Origin of the sequence: Amphritea japonica ATCC BAA-1530 (assembly GCF_016592435.1) — a bacterium.
GTDB lineage: Bacteria > Pseudomonadota > Gammaproteobacteria > Pseudomonadales > Balneatricaceae > Amphritea > Amphritea japonica.
Genome location: NZ_AP014545.1, coordinates 2,539,065 through 2,552,092 on the forward strand (window position 1 = coordinate 2,539,065; position 13,028 = coordinate 2,552,092).

Consider the following 13,028-nt stretch of genomic DNA (forward strand, 5'->3'; position numbering starts at 1 on the left):
TTAATAACAATAAAGCTTATTCGCTATCTTGCTTATACTGATGAACATCCATCTGTGGATAAGGGATAGAGATACCTTCCTGATCAAAACGCAATTTAACGTTTTCAGTAGTATCAAACATCACACCCCAGTAATCCGCGGAGTTAACCCATGGACGTACGACGAAGTTAACACTGCTATCAGCCAGTTCAGATACCGCAATAACCGGCGCCGGATCTTTCAAAACACGCTCATCACTGGTAACTATCTCTTCCAGCAAAGCTTTGGCTTTTTTCAGATCATCGTCATAACCAATTCCAAAAACCATGTCCACACGGCGAGTATCACGGGCCGAAAAGTTAACAATAACGCCGCTGTAGATATTGCCGTTTGGCACAATTACTTCTTTATTATCACCGGTGCGCATAATGGTATTGAAGATACTGATATGCTCTACAACACCGTTTACACCAGCCGCTTCAATGAAGTCACCTTCCTTGAACGGACGAAAAACAATCAGCATTACGCCCGCAGCAAAGTTCTGCAAAGAGCCTTGCAGTGCCAGACCAATAGCCAAACCTGCAGCACCCACCAACGCAATCATTGAGGTAGTATCAACGCCCAACTGATCCAGTGACGCTACGATCACTACCAACAGCAACAGCATGTTAGCAATAGAGGAGATAAAGTTAACCAGTATCTCTTCCATGTTTCCTTTACGCAGTACTTTCCCCAGCATGTTTACCAGGAACTTTGCGATAATACGACCAACGATGAAGATTGCAGCCGCTAGTGCAATATTAATTGCCCATGGCAGCACATAAACTTCAACAAATGACATATCCATTTATTTTTTCCCCTTTTTCTCATAGAACTATTAGCAGATGGCACTCAGTGTTTAAAAATAAACGATTCCCGTACAACTACCACCTGCGCGTGAATATCACACAAGCATAGTCAAAAAGTCCATTTAAAACAGTATTTTTCGCGCTAAAATAGACTTAATCTAATCAACCTGTAGTCATTCATAGAAAATGCCTGAATCAGTACCAAAACCCCTATTTAAACTACGTGATTATCAGCAGGATGCCGTCGAGGCAACCCTGACGCACTTCCGTCATAGCAATCAGCCTGCTGTAATTGTGTTACCTACCGGGGCAGGAAAAAGCCTGGTTATTGCTGAACTGGCCAAACTGGCACGACGTAAAATCCTGGTGCTGGCCCATGTCAAAGAGTTGATTGAACAAAACCACAGTAAATACCTCAGCTACGGCCTTGAAGGAGGCCTGTACTCAGCAGGCCTTAAGCTCAAACAGAGCCATCTTCAGGTAACCTTTGCCAGCGTTCAGTCGGTTGCCCGTAATTTGCAAGACTTCGCCACTGAACACTCGCTGGTTATCATCGATGAGTGTCATCGTATCAGTGATGATGAGAACAGCCAGTATCAAAAAATCTTCTCTCAGCTGAAAAAATTTAATCCCCAACTGAAGCTCCTGGGCTTGACGGCTACCCCCTACCGGATGGGAATGGGCTGGATTTATCGCTACCACTACCGCGGCTTTTGTCGCAGCAGCGAACCCCGCCCTTTTGAACACTGTATTTATGAGCTGCCACTACAATATATGATAAAACGGGGCTTTCTGACCCCGCCCAGAATGATCGATGCGCCTATTGCTCAATATGATTTCTCCACCCTTAGTGCTAACCAGTTCGGCAACTACTCAGAAACAGACGTCAACCAATTACTGGTGAATCATCCCAGAGTCACCCAGGCTATCTGTGAGCAGGTTATCGAATTAGCAGCCGAGCGCCGGGGGGTCATGATATTTGCCGCCACGGTAAAGCATGCCCATGAAGTATGCGGTTATCTGCCAGAGGCTGAAACTGCACTGATAACCGGCGCCACCGCAAACACTGAACGGGATGAACTGATCCACTTATTTAAACAGCAAAAGATCAAATATCTGGTCAATGTTGCCGTTCTGACAACCGGATTCGATGCACCGCATGTAGATTTCATCGCTATCCTCAGGCCAACCCAGTCAGTCTCCCTCTTCCAGCAGATAATAGGTCGGGGACTTCGGTTGGCAGAACAAAAAAAAGACTGCCTGATAATGGATTATGCCGGCAACGGCTTCGACCTGTTTGCACCAGAAGTAGGACAACCCAAACCGGACAGCAGCAGCGTACCGGTTCAGGTGTTTTGTCCAGTCTGTGAGTTTGCTAATATTTTTTGGGGAAAGACCGACGAGGAAGGTCATATTCTTGAGCATTTTGGCAGACGTTGTCAGGGAACTATAGCACTGAACAGCGCTGACAAAGCATCGAACAAAAGAGCTCAATGCGACTTTCGCTTTCGCTTCAAAGAGTGCCCGCAGTGTAACGCCGAAAATGATATCGCAGCCCGGAACTGTCACCGGTGTGACCACGCCATTATTGACCCTGATGATCAGCTAAAATCAGCATTGAAACTAAAAGATGCACGGGTAATTCGTTGTGCGGGGATCTCACTGAGCGAAACCAAGCAAAAACTTAAAGTAATCTATCATGATGAACAGGGTGAGGAGCTAAGCGAGCTTTTTGATATGCAAAATTCAAAGCAGCGCAAACGCTTCAATAATTTGTTTGGACGCCGTTTTCAACAGAGCAGCCAGCCAACAGAGTTCAAAACCCTGGAGGCCGTCCTCGCCGTAGCTGATCAGTTCACCGCTCCAGATTTTGTAGTGGCCAGAAAATCAGGACAGTTCTGGCGAGTTCAGGAAAGAGTATTCGACTACCAGGGTAACTACCGTAAAGCCAATCAGCTTTAAGACCCAACACCTTCACATTGATTCAACCACCGACCACTCGTTCCGGTAACCAGCGTAGTGAATCAAACAGCCCCTCCATCACGTTGAGTCGGGGCGTACTGCGATGTTGAATAAACTGTGTTGGCACTATGGCAATCTCCTCGGGGAGTGATTCAAAGGTCAAACTATCCCGATAGATCGACAGTTCAACCACATTACGGGGCATCAATGTCACGCCTAACCCCTGAGCGACACACCCCAGAATACCCTCAAGCGTTCCCAATTCACTTAACGCAAAGCGGTTACCCTGATAATCCCGACACCATTGCAGCGCTTTTTTTCGATAGGCACAACCCTCACGAAACAGTATAAGTGTTTCTGAAGGTTCAGTATTTCGGGGTCGCACCAGCACCAGTTCCTGCTCAAAGACATCCAGAATGATCAAATCTTTATGCACAACAGGTCCCCCTACAAACGCACAATCGATATGATGTTCCAGCACCGCCCTTAATAGCTCTGCTGTCGTTGTTGCAGTCACTCTGGGCTGGAGCTTGGGGCAGATCTCCCGCAATGCACCCAACATTTGCGGTAGATGGGTTGCGGTAAAAGATTCCATTGCACCGATATTTATTTCTGCTGCACCTTTTTCAGATAACCGAACCGCGACACCCGCCTGTCGTTCAAGCTGAAGTATCTGCTCAGCGTAATCCAACAATATTCGTCCGGGCCGGGTCAGTTCAAGACCCCGCCCTTTGCGGGAAAACAGTTTAGTACCCAGCTCTTCTTCCAGTCGCTGTATCCGGGTCGTGACATTAGACTGGACGGTGTTCATCTGCTTTGCAGCCGCCAGAACCCCACCCTCTTTCGCCACCTTTTCAAAAGTCTTCAGTGCTATCAGTTCCATAGTCGTCTCACTTCAATCACACCAACTTTAGTTCTTAATATAAGAACAATAGTATCTTTATAATTCGTTTGTAAAGAATCATATTGATATATACGCTTATAAACATAGCTAAGTTAGAACAAAAACAGGCCATAATCGGCGGCAAAGCTCTTTGGAAACGCTCTATGAATACCGTTAATAATAAGCAACACCTTAAAGTGCTGGGTTCAGGATTACTGGGATTGATACTCACAGTCGGCATCGCACGTTTCTGCTATACAACCCTGCTACCTGCGATGCAGGCCGAAGCTGAACTGAGTGATCTGGCGGGTGGTTATCTGGCCACCATTAACTACATAGGCTATATGTGTGGCGCTCTGATGGCGGCAACCATCGGCAATCTCAAAACCAAGGACATGCTCTACCGTGCCGGCCTGATTACTGCGGTGATAACAACACTGGGTATGGCCCTGACCGACAACCTCTGGCTGTGGGGAATACTGCGCTTTTTCTCGGGTTTAAGCAGCGCCAGTGGTATGTTAATCAGTGCCGGACTCATCATGAACTGGCTCCTCCGCCACGGCCACCGGGCTGAGTTAGGTATTCACTACGCAGGAGCTGGACTGGGTATTATTGTCAGTGGGCTGGCTGCTGAAATAATGATCGGTCACCTTGACTGGCGAGAGCAATGGCTTGCCGTTGGCCTGATAGGTTCACTAATCGCTATCCCCGCCTGGCGCTGGTTACCCCGTCCAGACACAAGTCATCAGACAACGGCCGGCCAACAGCTTAAGGACAATCCTCCCAGCCGCCGCTGGTTAATGCTGCTGGGCATCATGTACTTTTGCGCCGGATACGCTTATGTGATCAGCGCAACCTTTCTGGTGGCCATTGTAGAAGCCCAGCCCGCCCTGCAAGGCGACGGGCAGATTGTCTGGATATTTGTCGGACTGAGTGCAACGCCTGCCGTTATTTTATGGGACAGAGTTGCGCGAAAACTAGGCGAACTAAACGCCCTGCTCATCGCCTTTATGATTCAAATCGTCGGTATTATTCTGCCCGCCCTGAACGATAACCTGGGGTTAGTGTTGTTAAGCGCGGTTCTCTATGGCGGTAGCTTCATCGGCATCGTCAGCCTGGTACTGGCAATGGCGGGCCGCTTCTATCCAACCAAACCCGCCAAGCTGATGGGCAAGCTCACCCTGTTGTACGGTACTGCGCAGATTTGCGCCCCGGCCATCGCCGGTATTATCGCAGATCAGGGTGGCACTTATGCTGACTCCCTCTATATCGCGGCAGCAATCTCCGTATTAGGTGCAGGAATGATATTGATACTAAAAGCCAGTCAACAACGTGAGCTCGCCTTGATTAACGAGCGATAATACAAAAGAAAAACGGCTCGAATGAGCCGTTTATATTAATGAAACGATCAGATTAACTAACCAGCCAGACCTCTCGGGCCCACTCCCATACTGTCGTCCACTCCTCGATCTCACCACTTTCGGGGGTCCAGAACACCACGGCTCCCTCAATAGTCACCGCGTAAAAGCCACCGTCGTGTGCGCAGATAGGTGTCTGTTCACGAGACAAACCGATAGACCAGGCGTAAGCGGCCACCTCAGGCAAGTGAGTATGGGCAGAAGCATCAGCAACAGTTACCGGTTCCATCGAACCACACACCACATCACTAACCGTTAGAAGAAATTCTTTAAAATCTGGATACAGGGGTACGCAGATATCTTCTTCTGCCGAAACGACATCGTCGAAATCAGGCAGTTCCAAAGGGGTTACCACGTCGATATTCGCATCGCGCAGTGCATCAATTACATCTTGCATAATGTCTCGCTTAGAAGGCCTCGATATCTCTCATTAACTGAAAAGAGACGGTTATATCAGAGCAGTTCCAACATCGCTTCAGCGCTGCTCACTTCAAAGCTCTTAGGCTCTTCAAGGTGCAACGCAGTGACGACTGAATCTTCAATAATCATTGCATAACGTCGTGAACGGGTACCACCAAAAGACCCACTGTCCATCTCCAGACCGAACGCTTTGGTCAGATCAGCACCACCATCAGCCACCATAGTGATCTTCTCTGCGTTCTGTGCATCCGCCCAGGCTTTCATCACAAAGGCGTCATTCACAGAGAGACATGCGATAAGATCTACGCCTTTATCAAAAAACTCATCCGCTTTAACCACATATCCAGGCAGATGAGAGGCAGAGCAGGTCGGCGTAAAAGCACCAGGCAGCGCAAACATTACAACTTTCTTTCCCGCCAACAATTGATCTGCACTAACCGCTGAAGTCTCACCACCTGCAACTGCGCTCACGCTAATCGCCGGAATTTTATCACCTACCTGAATCATAATCGTTACCTTATAAAAATGTTATTTTATACGTAGTTGTTAGGTGCAACACAGACCCCGAATCATCCGGCATTTCACACGATAAGGGAAGCTTAACTTGCTTCCCCCAAAGAGATAAACAGAGGGTTAAAAACTAAAACCAAAGCGTAAAACCACGAAGAACAGCATGCCCGCGATAATCGTTGTCAGCAGATCTTTACGCCAAAATGACACCAGCGCAGCAAATAGCCCCGCCAATAACCATGGATTATTAACCCCAATCCAAAGCTCTCCCCGGGGCACCAGCACAGCAGGCATAATGATCGCCGTGAGCACCACCGGTGGTACAAAATTCAGCCCAGTGATTAACCAACCAGGGAAGTGTACCTTGCCTGCCACGGCGAACAGCAGGTAACGCACACTAAAAGTCACCAGAAACATCCCCACAATCAATCCTGCTTCATTCATGGGAAGGTTCCTGTGCAGAATTCCGTTTCAACAACAGGTGCATAGATAACCCCGTTGAGATACCGCAGATAGCCGCTACCATCAAACCCAGCTTATGAGGCAAGCCCAGAGTAGCCATTGCCATTGCAGCTGCGACAATCACAGCTCCCCACATAGGCTTACTTTTCAGATAGGGCACCACCATGCCGATAAACGTAACCGACATAGCAAAATCTAATCCCCAATGCGTCATATCCGGAAACAACTCCCCCAGACCTATACCCAGGCCGGTACAGAGTACCCAGTTACTGTACATTGCCAGCCATGACCCCAGATAAAACCAGTGGGCATGGGTAGTATTTTCCTGCAGTAAAAAGCGGTTACTGACCGCCGCAAAGGTTTCATCCGTCAAGCCAAATGCCATCATTAACCGCCAGCGTTGCGGCAAGTGTCGTACCTTTGGCACCAGATTAGCGGCATAGAGAATATGCCGCAGGTTGACCACAAAGGTGGTAGCAATAATAACCGGTATAGCTGCCCCGGCTGCCATCAAACCGAGGGCGATGAACTGAGCTGAGCCGGCAAACACAATAACCGACATAGCCAACGCCCCCCATGCAGACAAACCACTGGGACCTGCCAGAGTGCCAAAAATGATCCCAAAAGGAATAGCTCCAACAATTAATGGCAAAGTCGCCTTAGCACCGTCGAGCATCTCTCGACGCTTGATAGCCGTCACTGTCTGGCTCAATATCTGACTACTCACATTCAGAACCTAAGCGTCATATAGATATCGGATCGGCTGTAATAAGAACAACCATCAGGGTGCGCTGTCTGCTGAAAACCAAAATTCTGATAGAGCTGCAGCGCCCTTTCGAGCTTACTAGAGCTTTCCAGAAAGACTTCAGACGCACCTATCTCCCTGGCTTTATCTAACGCGGACATAAGCAACCGTCTACCGACACCCAGCGCTTGCCAGTTCTCTTTCACCACCATTTTTGAAATCTCAAACTGCCCATTTTCATGACGAGCCAGTGCAACACAGCCAACAACGGCGTTATTAACTTCACTACGAGCGAACCAGATATACCCCCCCCGTGCTAAATAAAACCCTTCAGGGTTATTCAACGCTTCAAGATCCCGATCGGTTAACTCACCATCAAAGTAATGCTCCAACCAGGTCATATTAAGACGTTTAAATTCTGCCTTAAATTCCGCACTCCAGCCCTGGATCACCACCTGCTGGCTCTCATTACGTCGTTCAAGCTGCTGCAGTACCGGCGCATAAAGGCCGTGCTGCTCTACCAGTGATTCAAACTCAGCCAACGACTCGAGAAGAGGGTGTTCCTGAGAGGTTATTAGCGCATCCAGATGAGACTGAATTGCGGCCCAGACGGGGACTATCTGTTCCAGTAACAATTCACTCTTAGACGTCAGAGACAGCAGCTGGCGCCTTTCATCTTCAGGGTCCGTTGTTTTATTCAACCACTCTTCGCGCTGCATTTTGCGGGAAATTTTACTGATCGCCGGATGGCTGACAGCTAACTTCTCAGCGGCCTCTGTCACCGTCATCGCTCCCTGTTGATGCAGTAGATTAAACAGCGGAAAAAAAGATGGATTCAATGTTATGCCCTGACTTTGATACAGGCGAATCACATCCTGAACCAAGGCGTCAGAAAGTCGCTTTAATCGGCTTCCCAGTGACAGGCTGCCAAAACTTTTCATGTAATCCATTAAGCGTAACCCTAATTCCCAACATTTTTCACACACGAACGGCTTTATATAAACCAATTACGTAACCGGTTACGTAATTTACAATAAAAAAGAGGGTTTTTACACCCCCTGAATGGTTGGGTTGAACGTTGAAAAGGGAATTCAGCTTTACTAAACCTTGTGCTGCCTGCTCGAGGCGGCTTATGACACCAGCAATGCGATCTGCATCAGCAATGGAAATATCCCAACCAGCAAACCACCTACAACCATTAAAATAGTTGGGATAATACCAATAACCTCAACACCCTGCTCTTCATGTGACATAAGTAAATCTCCAGTTCCGATTTAAGATATCACTCATAAAGCACAAACAAGGCCAACTCAATTTTTTCCTTTAGTTTCAATACATTAGAAAAACTAGAAATTTATAACGCTCCTGTCATATGACAAAAATAACAATATTAATGCCATATTTGACAATTTATTCGAACTCCATCGCTTCAAAGATCCGTCCTGCATTCTTTCCGGCCAACTGCTCATAGGTTTCCAAGTGCTTATAGGGGGTCTGATCTATCTGATAAGCATCTTCAAGGGCACCATCATTATCCAATAACTCAGCCACCTTACTCCGCATATACTCAAGGTAGCCTCGGGTATATTTATCGACTTCTGTAAAGTCGGTTGGCTCACCATGCCCGGGAACAATAACCATTTTTCGGGCAACAGGCTCGAAGCTGTTATGCCAGGTCTCCAGCCAGGCGGCAGTATCGGTATCCGGAAAAACCGGCAGCATCCGTTGATGGAAAGCCATATCACCAGCGATAAGTACATTACGCTCGGGCACCAGAACAGAGATATCCCCAGGACTGTGAGCCGGACCAAAACGCACTAGCTGCACTTTCAGGCCACCCAGATCTATTTCAAGCTGATCACTAAAACTACGGTCTACCGTTACCAGTTCAGTACCAGCAATCTGTTCTTTTAGAATATTGCTCATCTCCTCCAGACCATCTGCCCCTTTATGCTCGATCTCGGTGATGGCATCTTCATGAGCGATTATTTTCGCTCCCTGCTCCTGCCAGTAACCATTCCCCAGGGCCGCATGGGATTGACCATTCTCATTAACAACATAAAGAACAGGCTTATCAGTAATCTGTTTAATTTCATCGTGTAATGCTTTAGCTAAAAGGTAGGCTGAACCACCATTAACCACGAGCACAGCATCCTGCCCTTCGACGAAGCTGAGGTTATTGTTATGGCCACCATTTTCATAACTGAAGTACTGTGTAGCCCCGATAGCAGACCATACCCCTTCAGCCACTTTAACCGGCTTACTATAAAGCATAGATTCAGGATAACGGTCTGCCGGTGATGCAGTCGCTGATAAAGAGACCAGAGGTAGCCACAAACAGATGGCGATAGCGGATACCCGCTTGAACAGTTGGGATTGCATAATTTATACACCTCGGGCTTTTTTGTATTTATGAATATGCATATAAGATAATGGAATATATAAAAAATGCGAATAACTTTCTTCATCGCACAGCAACACAGGTCGCGCACAGCCACAGCTAATCACTGCAAAATTAAGCTCGAGTACAGCAAGGAGAAGCAATAATAAGAAATAATTCAACTCAACAACATCAGCGCCGATAACGTTACTAAGCGTTTAGAGTTGACAGCCATCAGATCAGCTGTGAGGTGAAAAATGCCACGATACTATCTGCGACATCCGACAGAGATTCCAATTTTTCTGAATATGGCAGAGCCGCCACAAACAGTAAAAGAAGGCGGACGGGATTACAGTGCAGGCGGGCTGTCATGCATTTCTGATCTGTTCATCACTCCCGGCTCCGCCGTTCATATTACCCTATCCCTCTCCCACCCCGACTTGATAGTGTCAGGCCATGTCATCTGGTGCCACAGGCAACCTGCAGGCTATCTGATAGGTATAGGATTTGACGATCCGGATCAGGTTTACACAGTCAGAATGATTGAGCAGATCTGTCAGATTGAAAGCTTCCGCTTAAAACAAAAGCGCAATGGCCGACAGCTCAGTAGCGAACAGGCCGCTGTAGAATGGATAGCGCTGCACGCAGCGGGTTTCCCCACCTGCGAGCAGCTGCAATAATGACTAATAAAAACTCAAAGATGGTGCTCTGCGATAAAGTCATGCAATGAATCATAAGTCCAGTCATTGCCATCTGGGTGTTTATGATCATGCTCGTTTAGCTTTTCCATCATCTGCTTAACATTGTCGCCTTTCTTACGCAGTCCATGAACGAAATGAACCGCTTCATCAATTCGCTGCTTCATCTCAGGAGAGATCTCACTACTGCTCTCTCCTTTCTTGCGAATGCTCACTTTAATACCCGATTTCATGCTATGTTGCTCCTACGCATTGTACTTTTCCTTAACGTTACCTCAGCCCTGCGCAACTGAAAAGGGTCCTGCTGAAAATGGTTATAAAACAACGAATTCTCCAGTCATTTTTATCAACTTTGGTTATTTTTTGCTTGTTATTTATACAGGGATGTATAAAGCCCGCTATACACCAAGTCACAAGCGATCCACATCAGAAGCTCCGTCAGCCAGGCATGATTTATTCAACCCAAAGCGGCCTGTCCATTAGCTACACAAAGCTGTTGAACGAATTAACGACCAGCCGCTTCATCCTGGTGGGTGAAAAGCACGATAACCCACACCATCATCAACTCGAACTTATGCTGCTGCAGGATCTTCAAAACAAAAGCCACACTCGCGTCGTCTTGGAAATGCTGGATGAACAACAGACATCAAACCTGGATGAACTAACTCCTCGTAACAAAACAGAAGAGATTAAAGACATACTTAACTGGAATGATCGCAGCTGGCCCTGGGATGATTACGGTCCACTGATAAGTTCAGCACTGGCAAACGGCAATCAGATCGCCGCTGGAAATCTTAGCAAGCCGCTACTGATGCAGATATACAAACACTCTTTGCCTGAGGAGGCTCGATTTGAAACAGTGAAGGCCGTACCCGAAACGATACAAGCGGCGATACTTCAACAGGTCTACGACAGTCATTGCCAGGCTATCCCTCTTACTCAGATGGAACCAATGGCACAGATCCAGATCAGTCGGGATGCCAGCATGGCCTTTGCCATGAACCATCAACTTCCAGCTAATGCACAGAGCATTCTCTTCGCGGGAGCATTTCATGCCAGAAAGGATAGCGGCGTACCACTTCACCTGAAGATGCTTAGCGAAGAAAAATCATCCACCCTCTTGCTGATAGAGATCGAAGAAGAGGAAACGCAGGACCGGGGGCTCAGTGAAGAAGATAAAAAACTAGCAGACTATATCTGGTTCACACCCAGATCTGAGAAAAAAGACTACTGCGCGTCTTTACGGCAGCAGTCTCATTAAGGAAAGTGCGCGTCCAAGTATCTTGTTCACACCCTCCTTACGAACCTAGTCTTCGCGACTGGTTACTTCCAGCAGGTGATAACCGAACTGAGTTTTAACCGGCCCCTGAACTTCACCTACAGGTGCAGAAAAAACGACTTTATCGAACTCTGGAACCATCTGACCAGGACCAAAACTTCCCAGATCACCACCCTGACCACCAGACGGGCAGCTGGAATACTGTTTAGCCAGATCAGCAAAATCAGCGCCGGCTTCGATTTGTGACTTAAGATCAGCACACTCAATCTCTTTACTTACCAAAATATGTCGGGCCGTTGCACGTGCCATATATGTAAACCTCAATCAGTTAAAATTTTCCGCTACAGGATGACCTTTTTCAAAAGTCACTGCAAGTCTATTAAAAGACTATCGACACGCAATTGACGTTATAACTTTTACTGATATGCTTAGCCCATGGAACTCGCCCGCATCAACCTCAACCTGCTCATCTCTCTGTACTACCTGTTACGCAACAGGAGTGTCACAGAAGCCGCTGCTGATCAACACATAACCCAACCCGCAATGAGCCGAAACCTCAGCCAATTGCGAAAGATATTCGATGACCCGTTAATGGTACGGGTCGGTAATAATATGCAGCTAACTCCCCATGGCGAACAGCTTTGGCTAAAACTGCCAGATGCACTAAATAACCTGGAAAGTTTACTTGTACCCAATCAATTTGAAGCGGCGGGATATCAGGGTGAGTTCAACATCGCCAGTACTGACTTTATCACCCATGATCTGATGCCCCCCTTACTGGCAGAACTTCAGTCAGATGCGCCGGGTATCAGGCTGCACTTTCATCTCTGGGAGCCTGGCATGATGGAAAGCCTGCGTCAGGGTCGAATGGACCTGGCCGCCTGTATTCTCGACACGGTACCCAGTGATATCTATGGAAAGCAGATCGGTAGTGACAGCTACAGCTGCCTGGTAAACCAGCACCATCCGCTGGCCGGACAGGTAATGACGATGGCAGATTACATCCACGCCGATCATATAGGCATCAGTGCCGGGGGGGATAAAATAAGAGCGGTCGATGAAGCTCTGGCACAACTAAAGCATCAACGAAAAATGCAGCTGACAGTCCCTTTTATTCATTCCGCCATGGCTATCACCAGCCGTGCCAGTTACATATTAACTTTGCCCACCAGGATAGCCACACGACTTGGCCCAAAATATGGACTGAGCATTCTAGATCTGCCGAAGCAACTGAAGATTCCCGCTAGTAACTATTACCTGATTTGGCATCAGCGCCTGCAATCTGATCCAGCCCATCGCTACCTTCGTGAACGCATGCTCGAGAGTCTGGCGATTGATACGCCCCACTGAATAACCATCAACTTAAGCCTTCCTGATATATGCGATAACAAAGCCTTAAGGTCATAACTGTTTGTTATGACCTATATCTATAATCAGTATTCGC

The 13,028-nt window shown here is 47.5% G+C and carries 16 protein-coding genes; 5 read left to right on the plus strand and 11 right to left on the minus strand.

Annotated features, from left to right (window positions below; genetic code table 11):
• Window positions 1–16 precede the first annotated feature (16 nt).
• A complete protein-coding gene (locus AMJAP_RS11780) occupies window positions 17–826 on the minus strand; it encodes a mechanosensitive ion channel family protein (protein WP_019620360.1) in 810 nt (269 codons plus the stop codon).
• Window positions 827–1,013: 187 nt separating this feature from the next.
• On the opposite strand from AMJAP_RS11780, the gene AMJAP_RS11785 reads away from it, so the two are divergent.
• Window positions 1,014–2,789 carry a DEAD/DEAH box helicase gene (locus tag AMJAP_RS11785; RefSeq protein WP_019620359.1) on the plus strand — a complete coding sequence of 592 codons (1,776 nt, stop codon included), beginning with the start codon at window positions 1,014–1,016 and terminating at the stop codon, window positions 2,787–2,789.
• 22 nt (window positions 2,790–2,811) lie between these two features.
• On the opposite strand, the gene AMJAP_RS11790 is transcribed toward AMJAP_RS11785, so the two are convergent.
• A complete protein-coding gene (locus AMJAP_RS11790; protein WP_019620358.1) occupies window positions 2,812–3,672 on the minus strand; it encodes a LysR family transcriptional regulator in 861 nt (286 codons plus the stop codon).
• A gap of 164 nt (window positions 3,673–3,836) precedes the next feature.
• On the opposite strand from AMJAP_RS11790, the gene AMJAP_RS11795 reads away from it, so the two are divergent.
• Window positions 3,837–5,033, plus strand: coding sequence for a YbfB/YjiJ family MFS transporter (locus AMJAP_RS11795; protein WP_019620357.1), 1,197 nt, complete (start codon window positions 3,837–3,839; stop codon window positions 5,031–5,033).
• A 52-nt stretch (window positions 5,034–5,085) separates the two neighbouring features.
• Here AMJAP_RS11795 and AMJAP_RS11800 read toward each other — a convergent pair whose 3' ends face one another.
• From AMJAP_RS11800 to AMJAP_RS11825, 7 genes are all read right to left on the minus strand, one after another.
• Window positions 5,086–5,487 (minus strand): SMI1/KNR4 family protein, encoded by a 402-nt coding sequence (locus AMJAP_RS11800; protein ID WP_019620356.1) that lies wholly within the window; start codon window positions 5,485–5,487, stop codon window positions 5,086–5,088.
• A 56-nt stretch (window positions 5,488–5,543) separates the two neighbouring features.
• Window positions 5,544–6,017 carry a peroxiredoxin gene (locus AMJAP_RS11805; protein ID WP_019620355.1) on the minus strand — a complete coding sequence of 158 codons (474 nt, stop codon included), beginning with the start codon at window positions 6,015–6,017 and terminating at the stop codon, window positions 5,544–5,546.
• 126 nt (window positions 6,018–6,143) lie between these two features.
• Complete coding sequence (locus AMJAP_RS11810) at window positions 6,144–6,464, minus strand: AzlD domain-containing protein (RefSeq protein WP_019620354.1); 321 nt, start codon at window positions 6,462–6,464, stop codon at window positions 6,144–6,146.
• A complete protein-coding gene (locus AMJAP_RS11815) occupies window positions 6,457–7,209 on the minus strand; it encodes an AzlC family ABC transporter permease (RefSeq protein WP_019620353.1) in 753 nt (250 codons plus the stop codon). Before AMJAP_RS11815 ends, AMJAP_RS11810 begins: the two co-directional genes overlap by 8 nt.
• Before the next feature lie 2 nt (window positions 7,210–7,211).
• The gene (locus AMJAP_RS11820) at window positions 7,212–8,177 is read right to left on the minus strand and encodes a bifunctional helix-turn-helix transcriptional regulator/GNAT family N-acetyltransferase (protein WP_019620352.1); all 966 of its coding nucleotides are present in this window, start codon (window positions 8,175–8,177) and stop codon (window positions 7,212–7,214) included.
• Window positions 8,178–8,357: 180 nt separating this feature from the next.
• Window positions 8,358–8,480 (minus strand): hypothetical protein, encoded by a 123-nt coding sequence (locus AMJAP_RS17785; RefSeq protein WP_019620351.1) that lies wholly within the window; start codon window positions 8,478–8,480, stop codon window positions 8,358–8,360.
• A gap of 157 nt (window positions 8,481–8,637) precedes the next feature.
• A complete protein-coding gene (locus AMJAP_RS11825; protein ID WP_019620350.1) occupies window positions 8,638–9,609 on the minus strand; it encodes an MBL fold metallo-hydrolase in 972 nt (323 codons plus the stop codon).
• Between the two features lie 255 nt (window positions 9,610–9,864).
• Between AMJAP_RS11825 and AMJAP_RS11830 the strand changes: the two genes are divergently transcribed.
• Complete coding sequence (locus tag AMJAP_RS11830) at window positions 9,865–10,287, plus strand: PilZ domain-containing protein (protein ID WP_019620349.1); 423 nt, start codon at window positions 9,865–9,867, stop codon at window positions 10,285–10,287.
• 14 nt (window positions 10,288–10,301) lie between these two features.
• Here the strand turns inward: AMJAP_RS11830 and AMJAP_RS11835 are convergent, their stop codons facing one another.
• Window positions 10,302–10,538, minus strand: a complete 237-nt coding sequence (locus AMJAP_RS11835; RefSeq protein WP_019620348.1) for a hypothetical protein — start codon at window positions 10,536–10,538, stop codon at window positions 10,302–10,304.
• A 215-nt stretch (window positions 10,539–10,753) separates the two neighbouring features.
• On the opposite strand from AMJAP_RS11835, the gene AMJAP_RS11840 reads away from it, so the two are divergent.
• Entirely contained in the window at window positions 10,754–11,566 is an 813-nt protein-coding gene (locus tag AMJAP_RS11840) for a ChaN family lipoprotein (protein ID WP_019620347.1), read from the plus strand.
• Between the two features lie 45 nt (window positions 11,567–11,611).
• Here the strand turns inward: AMJAP_RS11840 and AMJAP_RS11845 are convergent, their stop codons facing one another.
• Window positions 11,612–11,893, minus strand: coding sequence for a peptidylprolyl isomerase (locus AMJAP_RS11845; RefSeq protein WP_019620346.1), 282 nt, complete (start codon window positions 11,891–11,893; stop codon window positions 11,612–11,614).
• Window positions 11,894–12,019: 126 nt separating this feature from the next.
• Between AMJAP_RS11845 and AMJAP_RS11850 the strand changes: the two genes are divergently transcribed.
• The gene (locus AMJAP_RS11850; protein WP_019620345.1) at window positions 12,020–12,934 is read left to right on the plus strand and encodes a LysR family transcriptional regulator; all 915 of its coding nucleotides are present in this window, start codon (window positions 12,020–12,022) and stop codon (window positions 12,932–12,934) included.
• Window positions 12,935–13,028 lie beyond the last annotated feature (94 nt).